This is a genomic window from Paenibacillus sp. FSL W7-1332 (genome assembly GCF_037969785.1).
Lineage (GTDB): Bacteria > Bacillota > Bacilli > Paenibacillales > Paenibacillaceae > Paenibacillus_AQ.
The window spans coordinates 5,815,675-5,838,798 of sequence record NZ_CP150209.1 but is presented as its reverse complement, the minus strand read 5'-3'; the positions used below and the strand labels follow the sequence as shown (position 1 = coordinate 5,838,798).

Here is a 23,124-nt window from a genome sequence, read left to right as displayed (position 1 = left end):
AACGGCTTCACCGATCCCTTCTTATGGGGCGGCGAAGCCGTTTTTTTTTGATGGATACCGTGGACTTAATACCGACTCAGCTGACGCTGAACTCATCAATTTCATTGAGTTTGAAGGTATACACCTGTTTCTCATCGACATGATAGACGTTGACCAGGAAATTGCTTTCATCATAGTTGAGAATTCGGCAGGGAAGACTTGTCTGCTTACCGTGGCGGTTGGTTGTCAGGCGAACAAGGCGATTGTCCTTACTGTATACTTTTATCCATTCAAAGGGATCACTTCCGGTGAGTGGAGTTTGGACAGGAGGTACGCTTGCAGCGATCTTTTTTTCCGGAGAGGAAGCCGCAGGTGGCGCAGGTTTCTCTATCTGAGAAGCGGCAGAAGCCATCTTCCCGGAGGCTTTGCTAATAACGGAATCTTTCTTGGCTTGAACCAAGGTGTTGATAATTTCTCCAAGTTCCATTCCGGACTTAACCCGAAAATCGACGACTTCAGCCTTGTCGTTCAGCATTTCCAGCAAATATTGCAAAGCCAGTGCGTTGGAGGAACTCTTGACCAGAATATCAACGTTGAATAAAAAGCCGTTGTCGTCGGTGACAGGAATTGTGTTCATAGCTTTTATCATTCACCAGCTTTCACTTGTTTTCTACTGAATCAAATATACCATAATTTTCGAATATTAATAGTCCTAATGTCATGTTGTAGTTCATCTTTATTCTATTGACTTACGAGTCATTCGCACCATGTGTGTAGGCTGGAATGCATAATATGAGAGACATTCGCACCATGTCGGTTCCAAAAGAATAAACATAATTCTAAGCCGACGTGAGGGGAGGTTTGTTGATATTGGTGACTTTACTGCCGATCGATATTGAAGGACATACCGTTATGGGCGTCGAGGTAAAGCTTCCGAAAACAACGCTGCTGGCCGTATACACTTCCCGCGGCTATATTATGTGCGGTGCACTCGATGTGGGCCTTCTTAACGAAAAGCTTGCGGACCGCAAGATTATCGCAGGAAGAGCCGTAGGGGTTCGCACATTGGAGCAGCTGCTGGAGGCGCCGTTGGAATCGGTAACCCTGGAGGCAGAGAAGTGGGGCATTCATCCTGGCTTGGCTGGCAAGGATGCGATCCTGCGCATGTTATGAGTTATGTATGCCTTCTCTTCCAAGAGTGATTCCCGTGCGGATCGCTCTTTTTTTGGAGATAACAAGGTTTAGACTTCAGATGCACTAAAATGCAAACCGTAAAAAAACGGACAATTCGGCTGGAGGGCCGGTTGTCCGTTTTATGATGCCATAAACATTTGGCGGATATAGCATTATTCGAACAAGCTTTTTAAGCTCTCATGATAAGGAGCTTGCACGACGCCTTTTTCCGTAATGATGGCTGTCACATATTCATTCGGCGTAATGTCGAAGGCAGGGTTGTACACTTTTACGCCTTGCGGTGCTGTGCGCTTGCCGAAACCTTCCGTGATCTCTTCGGCAGGACGTTCCTCAATCGGAATATCGGCGCCTGTCTTCGTATTCAGATCAACCGTGGACAGCGGGCAAGCCACGTAGAAAGGAATGCCGTGAGCTTTAGCAAGTACCGCTACTCCGTACGTTCCTATCTTGTTGGCGACATCGCCGTTTGCGGCAACGCGATCCGTACCGACGATAACCGCTTGGATCCAGCCTTTGGACATAACCATGGCGGCCATGTTATCCGCCAGCAGTGTAACGTCAATCCCCGCCTGCTGGAGTTCAAAAGCAGTTAAACGCGCGCCTTGCAGGACAGGTCTTGTTTCATCCGCGAACACCTTGATGTTCAGGCCCTGCTCATGAGCCAGATACATCGGCGCCAGGGCGGTACCGTATTTGGCCGTTGCCAATCCGCCCGCGTTGCAGTGGGTGAGCACGCCCATGCCGTCCTGGAAGAACGGCAGCGCGTTTTCACCGATGCGGCGGCATACATCCTCATCCTCGGCACGAATGGCTTCGGCTTCGGCGAGCAGCGCCGCGTTCAGTCCGGCTGTATCGAGATCCGAAACTGCCAGCTTCTCAGCCGCAAGCTTGATACGGTCCAGCGCCCAGAACAGATTGACGGCTGTCGGTCTGGACGTTGCGAGATAAGCGCAAGTTTTTGCGACTTGTTGCAGCCATCCCTCGTTATCGTCGGCTTCAACCTGCATGCCGCCAAGGACTGCGCCGAATGCTGCCGCGATGCCGATAGCCGGCGCGCCGCGGACTTTCATGGAGTGAATGCCTTCCCAGACTTCCTCCGGTGTGAAGAGCTGAAGATAGACAATCTCTTCCGGGAGCAATCGCTGGTCCAGCAGGACCAGATGGTCTCCTCCCCAATAAACGGAGCTTAGCGGCTCATAGGTGCTGGCATTGCCGGTAGTCATACCGCTCATATCGATACCTCATTTCCTTTAGTTGCTTGCGTAATCAAAGTTAAAATGTCGTCAAAGGACTTGATGCTGCGATGATGCCGCACGAGATTTTTGCCGATGGCCAGCGCTTTGCGCTGCGCAGCTTCTCTGGATTGATCATCGGCTATGGTGTCGATGTCCGCAACATGGGACAATCCAACGATGCGCCGAATCATTTTGCAGCCCGCGAATCCTGCGGTATCCTTCAAAATCTGTGATACATAGTGGTCCTGATAGCCTGGCGTGCGGGACATCTCGTCCAAGAGATCATCATTCCACAGCGCGCGGAAGTTGTTCTCGAAGTGGGTCCAGACATCGCCTGCCATCTCGAGGAGCCTGGCTTCCCGGGCGGCCAGCGTATGCTCGTCCCGACTCCAGCCAGGCTGTGACGCATAGTTTAGCAGCAGGTTGCCGATGACCGCACCGATATCGAATCCCATCGGGCCGAAATAAGCGAATTCCGGGTCGATCACCTTGGTGGATTCCGGCGTCACGAAGATGCTGCCTGTATGCAGATCCCCGTGCAGCAGAGCTTGTGCGTGAGTCAGAAACTTCTCCCTAAGCAGCGCGACCTCAAAGTGAAGCGGCAGGTCGGCGCGAAGGGCTTCCGCTTCATCGGCTATGCTCTGCGCATAATTGTTATTGGCGGATTCGCGGTATGGATCTTCGAAGATTAAGTCTTCGGTGATTTTGCATAAATCCGGATTGACAAAGCGGCCGGCAAGTTCCTTCTTCTTCTGTTGGTTCATCCCGAGATCCGACGTGTAGAACAACGTTCTGGCCAGGAAGCGGCCAATATGCTCTGCGAACTTCGGATAGTCATTACCCTCAATCAGGCCTTTGCGCATGATGGTATACTCACTCAGGTCTTCCATTACGGTGTAGGCGAGCTCATCCGAATAACCGTATACTTCGGGCACAAGGTCGGGACAAATGGAGTACTCCGTCTCCAGCGCCAGTCGTTCGATGCGGGCCCGGTCGAGAGACAGCGGCCAGGATTCGCCTACAACTTTTGCATAAGGAACAGCTTGCTTGATAATGATACTATCAGCCGTATTTTTGGCGGTGACATGAAACACCAGATTAAGATTGCCGTCGCCGATTTCGCGGCATTCGAGCTGGGCATGGTCCGGGAACCGGCCCGGTATACTTTTAGCTAATTGTATAGCTTCTTCCGCGTTCAGCGGATGATATGCAGACATGGATGGTCACCCCCAAATAGAATAGAAGAAAATCAAAGCCAACTTTTTTGCTTGGTATTACCTAGTATAACGTTTTTTCGCGAATTTTGTATAATTTTTTGGCAAGACGAACCTGATTCGCTCCGCAGTCCAAAGGGTAAACTACAAATAGACGCCCAAGTGCAGGATGTACTCATATATTAATGAAGGAATAGCATTAGCAGATGGTACCAGTTACAATGGGTATACACCGCTCTGCACAATGTTCCTTTGACGCAGTACAGGGTGCATTTCATATAGAAAAGGAAGGGATTAACCATGGCAAAAACTACATCTGGCAAAGCTGCAGGAAAAACGAAAAACGCAAGTCTGGAGCAATTGTTGAATCAACAGGTTGCGAACTTCAACGTGCTCTATGTCAAACTCCACAACTATCACTGGTATGTATCCGGAGAGCAATTCTACTCCCTTCATGTTAAATTTGAAGAATTGTATGACGAAGTTACACTTAAGATGGATGAGGTGGCGGAGCGCCTGCTCTCGATTAAAGGAAAACCGGCTGCTACGATGAAAGAATATTTGGAACTTGCGACTGTTCAGGAGGCTTCGGGCAACGAGGATACCCGCGGCATGGTACAAGCCTTGATTGAGGACTTTGCAACCGTATCCGAGGAGTTGGCGGAAGGCATCGAAATGGCCGAGGAAGCCGGCGATGCGCCAACCGCGGACATGTTCACCGGATTTAAGGCTGATCTTGAGAAGCACATGTGGATGCTGCGTTCGTTCCTTGGATAAAGCGTAATACAACAGAATGCTGCCTGTTCTTCCCTTGTATTTGCAAGAGCTGAGGGTGCCGGTTATCGTGCCGGTCCTTATAGTTCAAGATGTTGACCTGAGCACCGTCTGTCAACGCGCGATAAACGCCGGTGCCGGATGCCGTAATAGATTCTTTAGGAGCAACCGCAAATATGGAGGGGAACAGGGTGAACGAAACAGGCTTGGCCGGTCTATCGGTCATGCCTGTTTTTTAATTGTTACGGTTGTCCGAATGCTGTCTGCAAAACGCTTGTCCGGTTGAAATACGTCATATTTTATTATAAAATGGCTTGAGAATCATTGATAATCAGTTTAGAATGATTATAAATAAATAATTATTTTTTGTTTTATGAAATCAGGGCGTCCAATCCTGTTATCATATAGGACAACAATACACTACCTATTCAACGGAGGGAATCTAATATGTCAACCAAGTTTGTCATTGAAGGATTGAAAGCAGCAATCGAAGGCAAGGAGATCCTTAAAGGTATCAACCTTGAGATGAAAGGCGGAGAAGTTCATGCCATCATGGGACCAAACGGTACAGGCAAAAGTACTTTGGCTTCCGCGTTGATGGGTCATCCTAAATATGAAGTTACCGAAGGTAAGGTATTCCTTAACGGCGAAGACGTGCTGGAGATGGAAGTTGACGAGCGCGCACGCGCAGGTCTGTTCCTGGCCATGCAATATCCGAGCGAAATCGCCGGCGTTACGAATTCCGACTTCCTGCGCAGTTCCATCAATGCGCGCCGCGGTGAAGGCAACGAGATTTCCCTGATCAAGTTCATTCGCCAAATGGAAGGTAAAATGAAAGATCTCGAGATGAATCCTGAGTTCGCTCACCGTTATCTGAACGAAGGTTTCTCCGGCGGTGAGAAGAAACGTAACGAAATCCTGCAAATGATGATGCTGGATCCGAAACTTGTCGTGCTTGACGAAATCGACTCCGGTTTGGATATCGATGCTTTGAGAATTGTAGCGAACGGTGTAAATGCCATGAAATCCGAAGAACGCGGTTTCTTGATTATTACCCACTATCAACGTTTGCTTAACTATATCACTCCAGATTATGTTCACGTGATGATGCAAGGACGCATCGTAAAATCCGGTGGTCCTGAGTTGGCAGAGCGCCTGGAGGCAGAAGGTTATGACTGGATTAAGGAAGAGCTGGGCATTACTGATGAAACTGTAGGTCAAGACGCGTAAATAGACGGGAGGAGGAAACGATATGACTACACAAACCATTCTTCCGGTCAACGCTGAGGCTCTGAAGGCATTGTCCGAAAGTAAACAGGAACCGGCCTGGCTGACAGACAGCCGTCTGGCTTCCCTGGAACTGGCTGGCCAGTTGGAACTGCCCAAGCTGGAGAAACAACGCATCGAGCGCTGGAACATCCAAAGCTATGGTGAATATAAAGAGAGCAATAAACTTGCTTCCCTTGACGAACTGCCTGAACAGGTAGCTAAACTTGTTGAAGGTTCAAGAGAAGGCGGTCTGGTTATCCAGCGCAATTCGGGAACCGTATATGTAAGTCTGGCTCCGGAACTGGCTGCCAAAGGCGTCATTTTCACCGATTTGGAAACAGCGGTTAAAGAACACGCGGATTTGGTTAAGCCTTATCTGCACCAAGCGCTTAAGAATGACGAGCATGCGATGGCTGCTCTGCATGCTGCGGTATGGAACGGCGGGGTATTCCTCTATGTTCCTAAAAATGTGGAGGTTGATGTTCCGCTTCAAGCCGTTATGCTGACCGACGATGCCGAAGCGACATTTGCACCGCATGTGCTGGTGGTAGCCGAAGCGAACAGTCAGATCACTTACGTAGACAACTACGTTTCGGATTCCCTGGCTGCGCCGGTCACCCATAACGGAGCGGTGGAAGTCTTCGTTAAAAACGGAGCGAAGGTGCGTTATGCTTCCGTTCACCAATTGGCTGGCGAAGCAACCGATGTTACATTCCGTCGTGCGGTGCTGGACAATGACGCTTCGATCGAGTGGATTGTTGGCGAGATGAACGATGGCGATACAGCTAGCGATACCATGAGTATTCTGAAGGGCAACGGTTCGACATCCGATGCGAAAGTCATCGCGGTCGGCTCCGGCTCCCAGAAGATCAACTACACCACGCAAGCGAAGCATTTCGGCAAGAGCTCGGCGTCCCAGATGATCACCCGTGCAGTCATGCGCGAAGAGGCACAAGCCATCATCAACGGCATTACCAAAATTGAGAAGGGTGCAACGAAGGCGGACGGACAACAGACCGAACGCGTGCTGATGCTTAGCCCGAAAGCCCGCGGCGACGCGAACCCGATTCTGTTGATTGACGAGGATGATGTAACAGCCGGTCACGCAGCATCCGTAGGACAAGTGAATCAGGAGCAAATTTACTACCTGATGTCCCGTGGTATCTCGCGTCCCGTGGCGGAATCCTTAATTATTTACGGCTTCTTGGCTCCGGTTGTCAGCGAAATTCCGCTTGAGGGACTTCGTGACCAACTGCAGGGGCTCGTTGAAAGGAAGCTGGGACAATGATCGCCTCTGTCCGTGAGCAATTTCCCATTCTTCATCAGGAGATCAACGGACATCCGCTGGTATATCTCGACAATGCCGCGACATCACAAAAGCCGCAGGTGGTCATAGATGCTATCAAGCGGTACTACGAGTGGGAGAACTCCAATGTGCACCGCGGGGTTCATACACTCGGCAGCCGTGCTACCGATGCTTATGAAGGAGCCAGGGAGAAGGTTGCCCGTTTCATTAATGCCGAGAGTTCGGAACAGATTATTTTCACCCGTGGTACGACGACGGCCCTGAATCTGGTAGCATCGTCCTACGCGCGCTCCGTTTGCGGTCCCGGGGATGAAATCGTCCTGACGGAAATGGAGCATCACAGTAATCTCATACCGTGGCAGCAGGCGGCTATCGCCGTTGGCGCTACGCTGAAATATATTCCTCTACAGCCTGACGGCACGATCCGTGTCGAAGATGTCGAGGCACTCGTTACCGAACGGACCAAGGTTGTAGCCATCGCTTACGTATCCAACGTCATGGGCGTTGTGCATCCCGTGAAACAAATTGCGGAAATCGCGCACCGCCACGGCGCTGTCATTGTGGTTGACGGTGCGCAAAGCACACCGCATATGAAGGTGGACGTCCAGGACCTGGATTGCGATTTTTACGCTTTGTCCGGCCATAAGATGTGTGCTCCAACAGGTATCGGCGCATTATACGGCAAGAAGGCGCTGCTGGAATCAATGGAGCCGATCGAATTCGGCGGAGAAATGATCAATGATGTTGGATTGTACGAATCAAACTGGAAGGAGCTCCCTTGGAAGTTCGAGGGGGGCACCCCTATCATCGCAGGGGCTGTCGGTTTGGGCGCTGCCATCGGTTTCCTGGAAGAAATCGGAATGGACGCCATCGAACAGCATGAGACGCAGCTTGCGGCTTATGCCATGAACCGCATCTCCGAGATCGACGGGATTACCATTTACGGTCCTCGTGAACGTAAAGTGGGCCTTGTTACCTTTAATCTCGGCGACGTTCACCCGCATGACGTGGCAACGGTGCTTGATGCACAGGGGGTTGCGATCCGTGCAGGACATCATTGCTGTCAACCGCTTATGCGTTGGTTAAAAGTATCCTCTACGGCACGCGCGAGCTTTTATCTGTATAATACAGAAGAGGACGTTGATCGATTAGTTAGCGCCTTAATCCAGACAAAGGAGTATTTCGGCGATGCAACTTGACGATTTGTACAGACGTGTCATCATGGATCATTATAAGAACCCCCGCAATCGCGGCAAGTTTGAAGAAGATGCGGTAACCATCGATTTGAACAATCCGACTTGCGGAGATCGCATTTCCTTGCAGCTTAAGGTAGAGAACGGCGTAGTGGCCGATGCCAAATATACGGGGGAAGGCTGCTCCATCAGCATGTCTTCCGCTTCGATGATGACAGACGCCGTAAAAGGCAGAACGCTGGATGAAGCGATCAGTCTGGCGGACCGCTTCTCCTCCCTTATGAAAGGCGAGGCCGTAGATTTTGAAGAGTACGAGGATATTGAAGCCCTATCCGGTGTCAACAAGTTTCCTGCACGCATTAAATGCGCAACACTTGCGTGGAACGCACTCCGAAAAGGAATAGACGCGAAGTAAGCGAATGAATAGATCGATAGGGAGGTAAGTTAAATGGCTAAAAAAGCACCAGAAATTGAAGAGTATAAATATGGTTTCCGTGACGAGCACAAAGCTATTTTTCAAACCGGCAAAGGTTTGACGCGTGAAGTCGTTATGGAAATTTCCAAAATCAAGAACGAGCCGGAATGGATGCTGGAATTCCGTTTGAAAGCACTGGAGCAGTTCGAGAAAATGCCAATGCCTCGCTGGGGCGGCGATCTCGACGAGCTGGACTTCAACGATATCCAGTACTATGTAAGACCTTCCGACAAGCAAGGCAAGACTTGGGAGGAAGTACCTACCGAGATCAAGGAAACCTTTGATAAATTGGGTATCCCTGAAGCAGAGCAGAAGTTCCTGGCGGGTGTATCCGCACAGTACGAATCCGAAGTTGTTTACCATAACATGCAAAAGGATCTTGAGGATCAAGGCGTTATCTTTATGGATACCGATACGGCTCTTAGAGAGCATCCGGAGATCTTGAAAGAATATTTTGCAACGGTCGTGCCCCCAACGGATAACAAATTCGCTGCGCTGAACAGTGCCGTGTGGTCTGGCGGAAGTTTCATCTATGTTCCAAAAGGCGTGAAATGTGAAATTCCGCTGCAAGCGTATTTCCGTATCAACTCCGAGAACATGGGTCAATTCGAACGTACGCTGATCATTGCGGACGAGGACAGCTTTGTGCACTACGTAGAAGGATGTACCGCTCCGATCTACAGCACGAACTCGCTTCATAGTGCGGTAGTAGAGATCATCTGTAAAAAGAATGCGCGCGTTCGCTATACAACCATTCAGAACTGGGCACCAAACATTTACAACCTCGTGACCAAGCGTGCCGTTGCTGAAGAGAACGCAACAATGGAATGGGTGGACGGCAACATCGGTTCCAAGCTCACAATGAAGTATCCTGCCGTTATCCTGAAGGGTCGCGGTGCAAAAGGGATGGTACTGTCCATCGCTGTAGCAGGCAAAGGCCAGCATCAGGATGCAGGAGCCAAAATGATTCACTTGGCGCCGGACACGACTTCTACGATCGTATCCAAGTCCATTAGTAAGCATGGCGGTAAAGTAACATACCGTGGACTGGCTTCCTTCGGTCGGAATGCAGAAGGCGCGAAAGCCAACATCCAGTGCGATACACTCATCCTCGATAATGAATCGACGTCGGATACGATTCCTTACAACGAGATCAAGAATGACAACATTACGCTGGAGCATGAAGCAACCGTATCCAAGGTGTCTGAGGAACAATTGTTCTACCTCATGAGTCGTGGCCTTAGCGAGTCTGAAGCTACGCAAATGATCGTTATGGGCTTCATCGAGCCATTCACCAAGGAGCTCCCGATGGAGTATGCGGTTGAGATGAATCGATTGATCAAGTTTGAGATGGAAGGTTCCATCGGCTAAATATTTCTTATATTCAAGGGGGCAAATCACTCAGAACGAGTGGTTTGCCCCTTTTTATGTTTGGATGGTTTATGAATTGTTGATTTCATTGTGACTTTGAGGGTTGCGTGGGCCCTCTTGTCAGGTCACGACTTTTATTGTGCCAGAAATCAAGAGTAAGAGGGGAGAAAAGTCACGCAACCACCCAAAAAAACCGTCAGGCTTGTACGCCGACGGTTATTTGGCTATTCGGGGACCTAGACGAAAAACGCCAGTTACAGAAGTATCTCCTGGATTTCGGTATTATACTCCTTGGAGAGGTCGATGAAACGATCCTCGGTCTTCACGAGCGGACGGAAGTAATCCGAAGGATTGTTCATGACGATCATGCCGGATTCGCCGGTCGTCAGCAGAACCTTCTTACCGATAAAGTTCGGCAGCATCTGCTGGATGAAGGCATGCGTCGGCTTGCCGTTCAGTTTCCCGAAACTAAGACTATACAGCTCCCGAAGTACGGTTAACAGCTGCTGCTTGGATTGATAAACCCGGTTCGTAGTCATCGCGCTATATACATCGGCTACAGCGCAAATATGAGAATATGGATGAATCTGGTCAGCATGGAGCGCTCGTGGATAACCGGAAGCGTCATCCCGTTCATGATGCTGGAGCGCAACCATAGCGGTGACCTTATCATCCATGGATTCAGAGATCATCTCGTAACCATAGATGGTGTGCAGCTTCACTTCTTCATACTCTTGAGGAGTCAGTTTCCCTGGCTTGTCCAATATATCTCTAGGAATCTTGCTTTTGCCGATATCATGGAGATAGCCGGCTTTGCCGATTTCATAAGCTTCCTTGTCGGAGTAACCCATCCAATCCGCGATGTAGTACGATAACATTCCAACTTGAATGGAGTGCCTGTAGGTATAATCGTCTTTACCATTAAACAGCAATAGCAGGGAGACAACATCCGTATGCTCGTTCAGTGAGCCGACTAAGGGCATGAAAACATCGTCCACAACGGACTCATTGAATTTACCGGATTGCGACGCTTCCGTAAATAAGGTGGAGCACCCGTCAAATGCAAGATTGAAATGGGGTTTAACCTTGTTGTATGATTCAGAAATTTCAGACGAAGAGTCGAGGGATACAGACAGTGCGCGTGGCTTTATTTCTATGTAATCGATACCGTGCTGCAGTAGCTTGGATATATCCTCTAAACGAAGGGTAACCCCTTTTTGTAGAACATGAACGCCGTTTGTGTTGTAAGCATCATGCTGCATTTGATCACCGGGTATCAGGTCCGTGACATGTACTCTCAAATCATTGCACCTCTTGCCCTTATATAAGTAAAAAGATCAAAACTATCTTAGCAAGAAAATTATGGTTTTACAATGTGTAATCATGACTTATTGCCTAACGGTTGGGTCCCATGGTCCGGTCTGTGGGCCTTTCCACTCTGAACCATCGTCCCAGATCTCCTTCTTCCAGATTGGAACGGATCGCTTCAGTTGTTCGATCGCATAGCGGCTGGCCTCATAACATGCATTCCGATGCGGGGAGGAGACAGCGATCACAACACTGGTTTCTCCAATTCCGACCGTACCGATACGATGGGAAATCGCACATTGCGTACCGGGCCATTGTCGAAAGATGTCCGCGCATATTTGCTGCATTTCTTTAAGCGCCATCGGGATGTATGCTTCATACTCCAGCGTAACCGTTCGCATCTGGCCGGTCATCTCTCGCGTTGTACCTACAAAGGATAGCGTTGCTCCATGATTATCATCGTGAACTTTGGCAATGGTTGTCTCTACGGAAAGCGGGCCGTAGGATATCGTGCATTTCCCATCTGCCGAGGACCTGGATCCGGAGTCCTGCGGGGTTATGCCGTCACCACCGGACACAGGCGGAATTAGAGCTACCTCGTCGCCGCTCTGAATAAGCTGTTCCGAAGGCGCATACTCTTGATTGACCGCGACGAAAGCCGTGGAAATCTGAGATTGGGCATCAGGATAAGCCTCACTAAGCAGCAGCTTTAATTCCCCGGCAGTCAGGGGCAGGCCAGGCACGTTGAATGTAAGCGAAGCTGTGCCGATTCGATCAGCTAATCCTGCAAATAGTAATATAGAAATGGTTGTTGACATTCTTCATCACCTCGTAATTCTTATGGGCTACAATATACCATATTCTTCGCTAAAATGTTATGCTTGTAAGACCGGAATTTATCGAATAACGAACTTGGGGAGGGGGCCGCCAAATGGGGTTAGGAAGCAACAAACAGAAGCTGACGATATTGTATACCAACGATATACATAGCCATTTTGAGATGATGAGCAGTGTGGCGGCACTTATTTCCCGGGAAAAGGCGGCTGCAGGCGACGGGGCAATCGTACTGGATATCGGTGATCATATGGACCGAGCATCGGTGGAAACCGAAGGCACCATGGGCCAAGCCAATGTGGATGTCATTAATTTGACAGGATACGACGCCATTACGATTGGCAATAACGAAGGGCTCACCATTTCATATGATGTTCTGGAGAGTGTATACGCCGGACTGCAGTGTCCCGTTGTGTGCTGCAACATTAGTGAGACTAAGAGTGGTAATCCTCCTCGATGGATGAAGCCGCATGTGATCCTGGAACGAGAAGGCATTCGAATCGGGCTCACCGGCGCAACGGCTGCTTTTGCAGGTTTTTATCAATTGTTAGGCTGGGAAGCCGGAGATCCGGTGATGGCTATTGCTGAGCAAGTGCGAGCGCTTCAGGGCCAGTGTGATATCATAATCGTTTTATCCCATTTAGGACTAACGATTGATAAAAGATTAGCAGAAAATGTTGAGGGGATTGATGTTATTCTTGGCGGTCATACCCATCATATACTCGAGGAGCCCCTGATGATCGGAAAGACAGCCGTGTGCGGTGCAGGCAAGTTCGGACAATATGTAGGTCGCCTCGTCATGCAGCGCAGTCATGCTGAAGATCGCTTTACCTGTATAGAGGGAAGTTTGCTCCCTGTGGATAAAAACTTAATAGAACCCATCGTAGAGCAGGCGATCATGAGGCACCATGAGCTGGCAAGGGAGAAATTAACGGAGGCTGTTGCCGTTAATGATCGTAGTCTGCCCATCCACTATGAGGAGGAGTCGCCGTTTGCAAACCTGCTGGCTCAGGCCGTGCTGCAGCATACGGATGCGGATTTTGCCATCGTGAACTCGGGGCAGCTGCTCGGGCCGCTGCCGGAGGGCGAGATCAGCACCGGTATGCTGCATGGCCTGTGCCCGTCACCGATTAATCCCTGCATCGTGAAGCTGCGCGGAGAACATATCTATCAGGCGCTTGAGGAGAGTTTGCTTCAAGAGTTCAGCGGAAAGAAGATAATGGGCTTTGGTTTCCGCGGTTATATATTAGGCGGCCTGGCAGTCGATGGGTTAAAAATTCACTACGACAAGAACGGAGAGCCTTACCGAAAGATTACGCATATCTCCATGAAGGGGCAACCGCTAGAGCCGCAGCGGGAATATAAGGTGGGGACACTCGATATGTTCACTTTTAAAATCGGATACGAGTCGTTGTCACTTGGCAAGGATACGGTATATATGCTGCCGGAGTTTATTAGAGACCTGCTGCGAAGTGAGCTATCGAGGCCCGGTTCGCTTGAAGAGTCCATGATTCCACGCTGGATATCCTGACAATCCCGACTAACTTCCTTTGGCCGAGCATACATATGAGGAGGACAAAGGTAAGGGAGGGGAAGGACGATGGATTTTATCACATCCATTATACTGGGGATCGTGGAAGGACTAACCGAATTCATTCCGGTGTCTTCCACAGGTCATATGATCTTGACGGCCAAGGTGCTCGGTTACGACGATCAAACTCCGATCATGAAGACGTTTGAGGTTGTCATTCAGCTTGGCGCCATTATGGCGATCGCGATCGTTTACTGGAATCGAATTTTGAACCTGCTCGGCTGGAGCCGAAGTGAACCGTTGACCAAGAAAGAGCCTCGAAAAAGATTGAATCTGATTCATATATTTTTGGGGATTGCTCCGGCCCTGCTGGTTGCATTTTTCGCGAGGGATTTTATCAAGAGCCTGTTCCATGCGCAGACGGTGCTGTTTGCACTCGTTGCCGGCGGTATTTTTATGATTTTTGCAGAATGGTACAATAAGCATAAAGTTCAAGTGACATCACATGATTTGGATGATTTGACATACAAGCAGGCCCTTCAGATTGGCGTCTACCAGATCATCTCCGTTTTATGGCCGGGCTTTTCCCGCTCGGGCTCCACCATCTCCGGAGGAATGCTTAGCGGGGTGAGCTATAAGGCATCGGCCGATTTCTCGTTCATTATTGCAATTCCCATTATGTGTGCTGCATCCGGATATGAATTGCTGGATTCTTACCGATATTTTACTTTAGATACGATCGGCGTATTTCTTGCCGGATTTATCGTTTCGTTTGTTGTTGCTTATTTTGTCGTCTTGGCCTTCATGAAGCTCATACAGAAGATAAGGCTTACTCATTTTGCGATCTACCGTTTTGTTCTCGCTGCCGTTTTTTGGCTGTTTATCATGCATTAAGCAGGAGTAGACACAAGGAGGAGATCCGGCTTCTTCGTATCGTGATCCACTGAAGACTGGACGCTATATCCCACACAAGTTTGAGAATAGCAGAGGAAGTGACGGATTTTGCGTCTTATACCTATCAACGCGTTGAGGCCGGGAATGGTTCTTGGTAAGAGAATATATAATAGTGACGGTTTAATTCTGCTTGCCGAAGGCGTGGAGCTGACGACAGGACTGATCCGCCGTCTGGGCACGTTGGAAATCGGGTATGTCTATATCGAGGAGCCGATGACAGAGGATATCGTGGTTCCGGAGTTGTTGACCGAGGAGACCCGGCTGCAGGCGATCCAGTCGATACGGACGAGCTTCAAGACCCTGGAGAGCCAGGCTGCTCTGAAGGGAAGCTTCCTTCATTTAGGCAAAACGTTCTCCGGGATGATGGAGTCTATTATGGATGAAATATCGGATCATGACGAGGGCATGGTACTCCTGACGGATATGAATACCAACGATTACAACCTGTATCGTCATTCGCTTAACGTCTGTCTATATTCAACGGTTCTTGGGGTGTCTTACGGCTATAATCGGGAGGATCTGAAGGTGCTGGGCTTGGGGGCATTGCTTCACGATATCGGCAAGACGAGGATATCCCAGAAGCTGCTGAATCATCCAGGACGGCTGAGCGAAGAAGAATTTCGCGAGGTCCAGAAGCATACCGAGTTCGGGTTCAAAATATTGAAAGACGAACCGAACATTCCGTTGTTATCGGCGCATTGCGCCCTGTCGCATCATGAACGCCTGGATGGCAGCGGTTATCCCAGAGCCTTGAAGGGACCTGAGATTCATGAATACGCCAAATGGATTGCGATTACGGATTCTTACGATGCGATGACCACGCAGCGGGTGTACAAGCCTGCCTTATTGCCGCATGAAGCGGTAGAGGTGATGTATGCAGGCTCGGGAACACTGTATGAACAGTCATTCCTGGCCATGTTTCGGGATCGGGTAGCGATATATCCTCCAGGGATCACCGTGAAATTACATACGGGTGAGAGTGGAGTGGTATCCAAAATTCACGCACATGTGCCGCATCGACCCGTTGTCCGCGTATTAACGGATGCCGAAGGCACCCCGCTATCCGCACCTTATGAATTGGATTTGTCTGAAACACTGGCCATTATGATCGCTGGTATCGGGCGAGCACCATAGATCAAACTTACACTGAAGGAGGTAGACTCGTGAGACGTAACAGCCATACAACATTGCTGCATACATGGGGGCGACAGATATACCGCTACCGTAAAGCCATTGTTGTAACCTGGCTTCTTTTGTTTTGCGGGCTGCTTCCGTTTGCATTCAAGCTGCCGTCCATTCTGCAGCACAACGGGTTTACGCCGAAGGATAGTCCGGCCCAGATCGGGATTGAGAAGCTGGAAGAGGGATTAGGACTGTCGGCAGCTTCGCTGGATATTGTCGTAGTGAGCCAGCACGATGAGAATTTGACGGCAGGCACGGCGCAGAGGCGAATATTGACGGAGCTTGAGCCTTTGCGAGCCCGTCCCTATGTCAGGGATATTTATATGAATATGGCAGCTCATAAGGCAGGCCAGGATCATATCGTATCCGTGACGGTGCTGCTGGATCTGGATTCCACGGAAGCCTTGAAGCAGTTTGAAGAGATTCGTGACTCGGTTCCGGGCATCACGGGAGCGGATACTTACATAACAGGGAATACCGCCATCTTCGCCGATATGAACCAAGCCGTCAAAAGCGATATCATCCATGCCGAGATGATAGGCATTCCCGCAGCTCTGCTCATTCTGGCGGTCGTATTCGGAACATTGACTGCCGCGATCCTGCCATTGTTAGCCGGTGTTGCCAGTGTGGTGGTCACGATGGGAATCCTGTATTTCGTCGCTTTGGCCGACGGCTCGATCAGCAATTTCCTACCGAATGTCGTAACGATGCTGGGCCTGGCCGTGGGGATCGATTATGCGTTGCTGGTCGTAAGCCGATTCAAAGAAGAGATGCGGACACGGAGCGGAGATGTGGGCACTGCCCTGGCTGTCACTTGCGCAACCGCCGGCAAAGCGGTGATGTTCTCCGGGGCAGCCGTGTTGATCGGTTTTGTGGCGATGAGTTTCATAGATCTGCCGATCTTCCGTTCCTTCAGCATAGGCGGCATTACCGTGGTGCTGTTATCAGTGCTGGCCGGTAATACGCTTCTTCCCGCATTATTGGGAATATTGGGCCCGCGTATCGATGCGCTCCCTCTATTCCCTGCCGCTTACCGGACGCTCCGGGCACGGCAGACCTCCGGTTTGTGGAGAAGGCTCTCCAAATTTGTCATGGCGCATCCTGTGACCATCTCTATCGCAGCGATCGGTTTACTATTGGTGGCGATTTATCCGGTTCGGGACATGAATATCGCCATCCCCGCAGCCGAAGTGCTTCCCCCCGCCTATGAATCCCGATATGGACACGACCTGCTCACACAGGCTTATGATGAACGTGAATTGAATTCGATCGTTGTAGCGGTCGAACTTCCGGCCTCTTATGAGGATTCGCGCAGCATCGAGCTAATGAAGGCATATACGGACGAAATCAGGATGATGCCGGGTGTGAAGCAGGTAGAGAGTTATCTGAGCATCGGCAGAGGTTCGGTGGAAGAAGCCTCGAAATATTTATCCCGCGAAGATATCCGCCAGCAGCTGGAGCAGCATCGTTTTGTGAGGGGGAATTTCGCAGCCGTCGCCGTGATCCCGGAGTATGGCGAATCCCATGCATTGACTATGCAGCTCGTCCGAGCGTTACGGACGATGGATACGAACGAGCTGACGACCTATGTCACCGGAAGCCCCGCCTATAAACTGGACATCATGGAAGCCATCCATCAGAATATCACCTACGTTCTGGTCTTTGTATTTGTAGTTACCTACGTCATTCTCCTATTGGCGTTTCGATCGGTCGTGCTCCCTTTAAAAGCAAGCATAATGAATATGCTCAGCCTCGGCGCCGGACTCGGTATCGTGGTATGGGTGTTTCAAGAGGGGATTGGCGCGCAGTGGCTGGGTGTATCCTCCACGGGATCCATCTTTGCGCTTTTGCCAATCCTGATATTCTGCGTGGTGTTCGGCATATCGATGGATTATGAAGTCATGATGCTCTCGCGAATCATGGAGAATTACGAACGGACGGGAGATAACGAATTCAGCACAGCCGAAGGCTTGGAGAGTACGGGCGGGCTGATTACAAGCGCAGCCCTGATTCTGGCTGTCGTCGTAGGTGCCTTTGTATTTACGGATAATGAAGTGATGAAAGCGATCGGTTTAGGCCTGACTGCAGCCATTCTGCTGGATGCCACCGTGATTCGGGTGCTGCTTGTGCCTGCGTTTATGAAGATGATGGGCAGAGCGAATTGGTGGAGTCCAAGATGGATGTTTCCGGCCCATAAGCTTACTTCCAAGGAAAGCGCGGACCAACATGGGGACAGTGGATGATTTCCCAGCCGAATCAAGCAGAGGCCTTCTGTTCGGGTATGCTATAATCATATAATGGACATTATCAAAACCGTAGAGTACATATTGCGTAAGTTGTACTGAATGAATCGGTAATTCAAAGAAATAAGGTGAGTGAACCATGAGTAATACAGCACAGCCATTTCCATCAGCCGTAAGGCCCATTTCGCCGAGTTATGATCCGTGGGATCCGATAACTTCACTGCGCGAGCATGGTCGTCATGTGCTGACCAGTGTGGAAATGACAGTGACGCATCTTTGCAATATGCGCTGTGAACATTGCGCTGTCGGTGATATGCTTGTCATGAAGGAAGCGCCGATGCTGCCCCTCGATACGATGCTGAAGCGATTGGACGAGGTAGAGCATCTGCAGACGATCAGTCTGACGGGCGGTGAACCGGCATTTCTTGGCAGGACGGTGGATAACGTGATTGTTCCCTTGCTGAAGTATGCCAAGGAAAGGGGCATCCGGACCCAGATTAACTCCAATCTGACGCTTGATATAAGTCGGTATGAGAAAATGCTGCCTTATCTGGACGTTATGCATATCTCATTCAATTATTTGAACGGGGACGACCTCTATGAAGTCGGGTTTGCGAATAGTGCGCGTCCCGTCTCCAAGGAAACGGCATACAAAATGTACGATACAATGCTGGTCAATTCGGAGAAACTGAGTGCAGCAGGGATGTACATATCCGCTGAATCGATGATTAACTACCGGACGCATACGAAACTCAGCGGCATCCACAAGCTGATCAAGGATATGGGCTGCAAGCGGCACGAGGTTCACCCGATGTATGCCTCAAACTTTGCTTCCGCTCTGCCCGTATTGTCCTTGGACGACACGAAAGCTGCCATCCACCATTTGCTGGATGTCCGGGATCGGGACATGTGGATGCTGTTCGGAACGCTGCCCTTCTATGCCTGCAGCTCCGATGATGATGACCAGGAGATCATTCGCCGCCTGCGGCAAGAACCGAACGTAACGGTCCGGAATGATCCGGATGGCCGTAACCGGGTGAATGTGAATTTATTCTCGGGCGACGTATATGTAACGGATTTTGCTGATATCCCGGCTTTTGGTAATATTAAGGAACAGAAGCTTGACGATATTTTTAACGAATGGACAACAGGACACCCGCTGAACCAAACGGTTAACTGTCACTGCGATGCAGTGAGCTGCTGTGGGCCGAACCTGTTGGTGGCCGATATGTACTACCGGGGTGTGGATTTCAAGTCAAGGCAAGCAAAGACAAACTAGAACCCTAGAAAGAAGGCGTGTCATCATGGCGGAGGAATTTGAGGTCGGGAAACTGATTTTGAATTTGCTCTTGGTTTTCCTGCTCGTTTTGTTGAACGGCGTGTTTGTAGCGGCTGAATTTTCACTGGTAAAAATGCGCCAATCCCGATTGACCCAGCTCGTTAGCGAAGGGAACCGGCTTGCAGGCATTGCTCTGAAAGTAAACCAGAAGCTGGATGCCTATTTATCCGCAACCCAGCTTGGAATCACATTAACTTCCCTGGGTCTTGGCTGGATAGGGGAGCCTGCCATTTCAGAATTGCTGGTGGCCCCCATTATGCATAGCATTGGATTTACGGATGAGCGATTGATCGGCACAATATCGGTGGCGGTGGGCTTCTGTATTATCACTTTCCTGCATATTGTGTTAGGGGAGCTTGCACCGAAATCGTTGGCTATTCAGCGGACGGAGGGCACGGCTTTGATCCTGTCGGCGCCGCTGCTTTGGTTTTACCGCATTTTTCTGCCGGTGATCTGGGTCCTGAATGCTTCCGCTAATCGGATTCTGAAGATGGTTGGCATCGAGCCGGCAAGCGAGGCCGAAGCGGCCCACTCCGAGGAAGAGATTCGGATTCTGATGAACGAGAGCGCAAAGAGCGGTGTCATTGACGAGAACGAGATGAAATTAATGGACAACCTGTTCGATTTTTCTGACTTGAGAGCCAGAGAAATTATGCTGCCAAGGACGGACATGGACGTTCTTTTCACCAATTATACCTTGGAAGAGAATCTTCGGATCGTCAATGAGACGAAGCACTCCCGCTACCCGGTCGCAACGGACAACAAAGACCGCATCATCGGATTTGTCCACATTACCGATCTCTTGCTGGCGGAGCCTGAGAAGCAGCGTGATCTGGCTTCCTTGATGAGACCGATTATGGACGTATCGGAATCAACGGAAATCAGCGAGGTGCTGCGGAAGATGCAGGCAAGACATGAGCAGCTTGCGCTCGTGGTGGACGAATATGGGGGGACGGCAGGCATTCTCACAGCCGAGAAGATTTTGGAGGAGATTGTTGGGGACCTGTACGATGAATTTGAAGATGAGCGGCCTGAAATTGAAGTGTATGATGAGTACTTTTCAGTGGATGGGCGGATGCTCATTGAAGAAGTGAATGATTTGACCGGTTTGATGATTGAAGAGCATAACGTGGATTCCATCGGCGGTTGGTTGTTCAAAGAGCTTGAAGGGAACCCGGTGGTCGGGAAGAAAACCACCTTTGACGGGGTGATCTTTGAGGTAGAAGAGTCTACACGGTTGCGTGTAACTCGCGTCATGATTCATCAGAAGCTCGAGAGCAGCTTCATTTAGAACTAGCAAGACTCTATTTGTTAGGAAGTGGATTATGTCGATTAAGCAGCTGATCTTTATCGGTCTCAGTCTCCTGTTGCTGTACGGAATGTTTACGGTTGGAGCTCCGTTCTTGCTGGCCATCGTGATTGCTATTGCATTGGAGCCGTTAAATCGGCTCTTAATGAAAAGACTTCGCATGAACCGCATTGCGGCCGCAACGGTAACAAGCACGCTATTCCTCCTTTTGATGCTGCTCCTGGCTTATTTGATCGGTCTGCAGGTGTTTAACCAGCTGGTCGAATATTGGAGCCGGGCTCCGCAATATTTTGAAGGGGCCAACGAATTCCTTCAGCATACGATTATACAAGCGCAAGACATGCTGAACGGCATTTCGCCGGGTCTTGCCGACAGTCTTACCGAATTCATGTCGAATATTTCTTCCTATATACGGTCGCTTGTCAATTCAGTATCCTCAACATTTTTGTCCTTTGCCAAAACGCTGCCGAACCTGTTCGTCACGTTCATTGTATTCTGCGTAGCGGTGTACTTGTTCGCTTTCAGCCTCGATACGATGCGTGAGAAAGTGTTGTCGCTGTTTGATGAGACATCACAGTCGCAGGTGAACGAAGTGCTGATCAGCCTGAAAAAATCAATTTTCGGCTTTTTGCGGGCACAGCTGATCCTCAGCCTGTTTACGTACGTGATTACGCTGCTCGGCTTGCTGGTATTAGGCGTTAACTATCCGCTTGCCATCGCTTTGCTTGTCACCATTGTCGATATTCTGCCGATTCTGGGCGTAGGTTCCGTTTTGATACCATGGTCCATCTACCTGCTCGCGGTAGGCGATATTTTTACAGGAGTCGGCTTGATCTTCATGTTCATTCTGATTACGGTGATCCGCCGCGTGCTGGAGCCGAAGGTCATCGGGGATGCTGTCGGCATCGGCGCATTGCCTGCCCTGGTCAGCATGTATATCGGATTTAAACTGGTTGGCGTGATCGGATTTTTTATCGGCCCCCTGGTCGTCATTATCTATTCCGCTATGCGTAAAGCGGGCTTGTTCCAAATCAAAATCAAATTTTGAGGACAACTCCATGAAGACCCTTTTCCCGGAAATATTCCAGGGGAGAGGGTTTTTTTGTCATTTTGGAGTTCATTTTCTGGGCGGAAGACATATGTTAAATACGAAGAGTCCTTGATAACGACGGATCGTAACGATAAGGAGGAAATCCCTTTGAAGGAAAATCCAGAGGTGCGCGTATACCCGGTATTTCATTCGCCATTTGATCCATGCCCGCCCAAGCTTTACAGATCGTATGTGGTACCTGTTAACCAGTATGTCGTGTTTCAACCGCCGGGTCTGCCCCAGTTTAGCCCTGCTGAGGCGCTAAGGCACGGAACGTTATGGCCATCCTTGTATAGCCCGTATACTTCGCGAAAATTTAAAGGAGAGTGATATGCGGTGAATGAAGCCAGACCCCAGGTTGGAGATCTGAAGTATTACGAAATGCTGGAGCAGCTTCAGGCATTGGATTTTGTCCTGGTGGAGCTGAACCTGTTCTTGGACACTCATCCGAATGATCTCAAGAGCATCGAGCAGTTCAATAAACTGACCCAGGAGAGAACGGTGCTAGCGAAGCAATTTCAAGAGCTGTATGGGCCGCTGCAAAATTTTGGCCGTGCTTATTCCAAGTATCCGTTTGAATGGGCCGAGGGTCCTTGGCCTTGGCAGGTTTAACAATGACGGTATGGCAAGGGGGCTGCGGCTTTTTTTTACCTCATGCATGCAGCCCTCATGAAGAGGAAAAGCGAGAACAAGGAGGCGGAAGAGCCCATGTGGGTATATGAAAAAAAACTTCAGTATCCGGTGCGCGTCAGTAAATGTGATCCGAGAATGGCAAGATTTCTGATGGAACAGTATGGAGGCGCTGACGGCGAACTGGCTGCTGCACTGCGTTATTTGAACCAGCGGTATACGATTCCAGATAAAGTGATCGGATTGCTCAACGATATCGGAACCGAGGAATTTGCACACCTCGAAATGATTGCCGCGATGGTGTATAAATTGACGAAGGATGCCAGCGTGGCAGAGCTGGAGGCTGCCGGGTTGGGAGCGCACTACGCCAACCATGACAATGCGCTGTATTATGAGAATGCGGCCGGGGTCCCTTGGACAGCAACCTATATTCAAGCCAAGGGTGATCCGATTGCGGATTTGTATGAGGACATTGCGGCAGAAGAGAAGGCACGCGCTACATATCAATGGCTCATCGACATGACGGATGATGTGGACTTGCAGGACAGTCTCAAATTTTTGCGGGAACGTGAAATTATCCATTCCATCCGCTTCAGGGAAGCCGTCGAGATCATCAAGGAAGATCGGGCAACGAAAAAAATATTCTAGGGAGAGGGTATCGTTTCGACATCCAAATGGATAAACAATGACAGGC

Annotated in this window: 22 protein-coding genes; 17 read left to right on the top strand and 5 right to left on the bottom strand. The window is 49.9% G+C overall.

The genetic code is table 11. The features are described from left to right. Positions 1–76: 76 nt before the first annotated feature. Positions 77–616, bottom strand: a complete 540-nt coding sequence (locus MKX98_RS26385; RefSeq protein WP_233355058.1) for a hypothetical protein — start codon at positions 614–616, stop codon at positions 77–79. Between the two features lie 233 nt (positions 617–849). Here MKX98_RS26385 and MKX98_RS26380 point away from each other — a divergent pair, with 233 nt between their 5' ends. Next, on the top strand, positions 850–1,152 hold the full coding sequence (locus MKX98_RS26380; protein WP_113057527.1) for a DUF1805 domain-containing protein: 303 nt from the start codon (positions 850–852) through the stop codon (positions 1,150–1,152). Between the two features lie 173 nt (positions 1,153–1,325). On the opposite strand, the gene mtnA is transcribed toward MKX98_RS26380, so the two are convergent. Together mtnA and mtnK are read right to left on the bottom strand one after the other, a co-directional pair. Next, positions 1,326–2,405, bottom strand: coding sequence for an S-methyl-5-thioribose-1-phosphate isomerase (gene mtnA / locus MKX98_RS26375; protein WP_339219353.1), 1,080 nt, complete (start codon positions 2,403–2,405; stop codon positions 1,326–1,328). Further along, positions 2,402–3,625: an S-methyl-5-thioribose kinase gene (gene mtnK, locus MKX98_RS26370; protein WP_339219351.1), complete on the bottom strand. Its 1,224-nt coding sequence runs from the start codon at positions 3,623–3,625 to the stop codon at positions 2,402–2,404. The genes mtnA and mtnK overlap by 4 nt, the downstream gene beginning before the upstream one ends. A 297-nt stretch (positions 3,626–3,922) precedes the next feature. On the opposite strand from mtnK, the gene MKX98_RS26365 reads away from it, so the two are divergent. From MKX98_RS26365 to sufB, 6 genes are all read left to right on the top strand, one after another. Next, on the top strand, positions 3,923–4,399 hold the full coding sequence (locus MKX98_RS26365; protein WP_071218026.1) for a Dps family protein: 477 nt from the start codon (positions 3,923–3,925) through the stop codon (positions 4,397–4,399). Between the two features lie 444 nt (positions 4,400–4,843). After that, positions 4,844–5,626 carry a Fe-S cluster assembly ATPase SufC gene (gene sufC / locus MKX98_RS26360; protein WP_339219348.1) on the top strand — a complete coding sequence of 261 codons (783 nt, stop codon included), beginning with the start codon at positions 4,844–4,846 and terminating at the stop codon, positions 5,624–5,626. 22 nt (positions 5,627–5,648) lie between these two features. Next, entirely contained in the window at positions 5,649–6,953 is a 1,305-nt protein-coding gene (sufD, locus tag MKX98_RS26355) for a Fe-S cluster assembly protein SufD (protein WP_194544220.1), read from the top strand. Continuing rightward, complete coding sequence (locus tag MKX98_RS26350) at positions 6,950–8,170, top strand: cysteine desulfurase (protein WP_339219346.1); 1,221 nt, start codon at positions 6,950–6,952, stop codon at positions 8,168–8,170. The genes sufD and MKX98_RS26350 overlap by 4 nt, the downstream gene beginning before the upstream one ends. Then, positions 8,160–8,579, top strand: coding sequence for a Fe-S cluster assembly sulfur transfer protein SufU (sufU, locus tag MKX98_RS26345; RefSeq protein WP_071218030.1), 420 nt, complete (start codon positions 8,160–8,162; stop codon positions 8,577–8,579). The genes MKX98_RS26350 and sufU overlap by 11 nt, the downstream gene beginning before the upstream one ends. 33 nt (positions 8,580–8,612) lie before the next feature. Then, the gene (gene sufB, locus MKX98_RS26340; RefSeq protein WP_071218031.1) at positions 8,613–10,010 is read left to right on the top strand and encodes a Fe-S cluster assembly protein SufB; all 1,398 of its coding nucleotides are present in this window, start codon (positions 8,613–8,615) and stop codon (positions 10,008–10,010) included. A gap of 254 nt (positions 10,011–10,264) precedes the next feature. Here the strand turns inward: sufB and MKX98_RS26335 are convergent, their stop codons facing one another. Together MKX98_RS26335 and moaD are read right to left on the bottom strand one after the other, a co-directional pair. Next, positions 10,265–11,311: an HD-GYP domain-containing protein gene (locus MKX98_RS26335; protein ID WP_194544218.1), complete on the bottom strand. Its 1,047-nt coding sequence runs from the start codon at positions 11,309–11,311 to the stop codon at positions 10,265–10,267. An 87-nt stretch (positions 11,312–11,398) separates the two neighbouring features. Continuing rightward, positions 11,399–12,136 carry a molybdopterin converting factor subunit 1 gene (gene moaD / locus MKX98_RS26330; RefSeq protein WP_194544217.1) on the bottom strand — a complete coding sequence of 246 codons (738 nt, stop codon included), beginning with the start codon at positions 12,134–12,136 and terminating at the stop codon, positions 11,399–11,401. Between the two features lie 113 nt (positions 12,137–12,249). Here moaD and MKX98_RS26325 point away from each other — a divergent pair, with 113 nt between their 5' ends. From MKX98_RS26325 to MKX98_RS26280, 10 genes are all read left to right on the top strand, one after another. Further along, on the top strand, positions 12,250–13,683 hold the full coding sequence (locus tag MKX98_RS26325) for a bifunctional UDP-sugar hydrolase/5'-nucleotidase (RefSeq protein ID WP_339219343.1): 1,434 nt from the start codon (positions 12,250–12,252) through the stop codon (positions 13,681–13,683). Positions 13,684–13,752: 69 nt separating this feature from the next. Beyond that, positions 13,753–14,577, top strand: a complete 825-nt coding sequence (locus MKX98_RS26320; protein ID WP_071218035.1) for an undecaprenyl-diphosphate phosphatase — start codon at positions 13,753–13,755, stop codon at positions 14,575–14,577. Between the two features lie 108 nt (positions 14,578–14,685). After that, complete coding sequence (locus tag MKX98_RS26315) at positions 14,686–15,771, top strand: HD-GYP domain-containing protein (RefSeq protein WP_194544215.1); 1,086 nt, start codon at positions 14,686–14,688, stop codon at positions 15,769–15,771. A gap of 29 nt (positions 15,772–15,800) precedes the next feature. Further along, positions 15,801–18,062, top strand: a complete 2,262-nt coding sequence (locus MKX98_RS26310; protein ID WP_194544214.1) for an MMPL family transporter — start codon at positions 15,801–15,803, stop codon at positions 18,060–18,062. Between the two features lie 139 nt (positions 18,063–18,201). Then, positions 18,202–19,341, top strand: coding sequence for a radical SAM/CxCxxxxC motif protein YfkAB (gene yfkAB / locus MKX98_RS26305; protein WP_339219342.1), 1,140 nt, complete (start codon positions 18,202–18,204; stop codon positions 19,339–19,341). A gap of 25 nt (positions 19,342–19,366) precedes the next feature. Then, positions 19,367–20,692: a hemolysin family protein gene (locus MKX98_RS26300; RefSeq protein WP_194544213.1), complete on the top strand. Its 1,326-nt coding sequence runs from the start codon at positions 19,367–19,369 to the stop codon at positions 20,690–20,692. Between the two features lie 34 nt (positions 20,693–20,726). Further along, complete coding sequence (gene ytvI / locus MKX98_RS26295; protein ID WP_071218040.1) at positions 20,727–21,758, top strand: sporulation integral membrane protein YtvI; 1,032 nt, start codon at positions 20,727–20,729, stop codon at positions 21,756–21,758. Positions 21,759–21,908: 150 nt separating this feature from the next. Next, positions 21,909–22,130, top strand: a complete 222-nt coding sequence (locus tag MKX98_RS26290) for a spore coat associated protein CotJA (protein WP_074961779.1) — start codon at positions 21,909–21,911, stop codon at positions 22,128–22,130. 6 nt (positions 22,131–22,136) lie between these two features. Then, a complete protein-coding gene (locus MKX98_RS26285) occupies positions 22,137–22,412 on the top strand; it encodes a spore coat protein CotJB (RefSeq protein ID WP_071218041.1) in 276 nt (91 codons plus the stop codon). A gap of 96 nt (positions 22,413–22,508) precedes the next feature. Next, positions 22,509–23,078, top strand: a complete 570-nt coding sequence (locus MKX98_RS26280; protein WP_071218042.1) for a manganese catalase family protein — start codon at positions 22,509–22,511, stop codon at positions 23,076–23,078. Positions 23,079–23,124 lie beyond the last annotated feature (46 nt).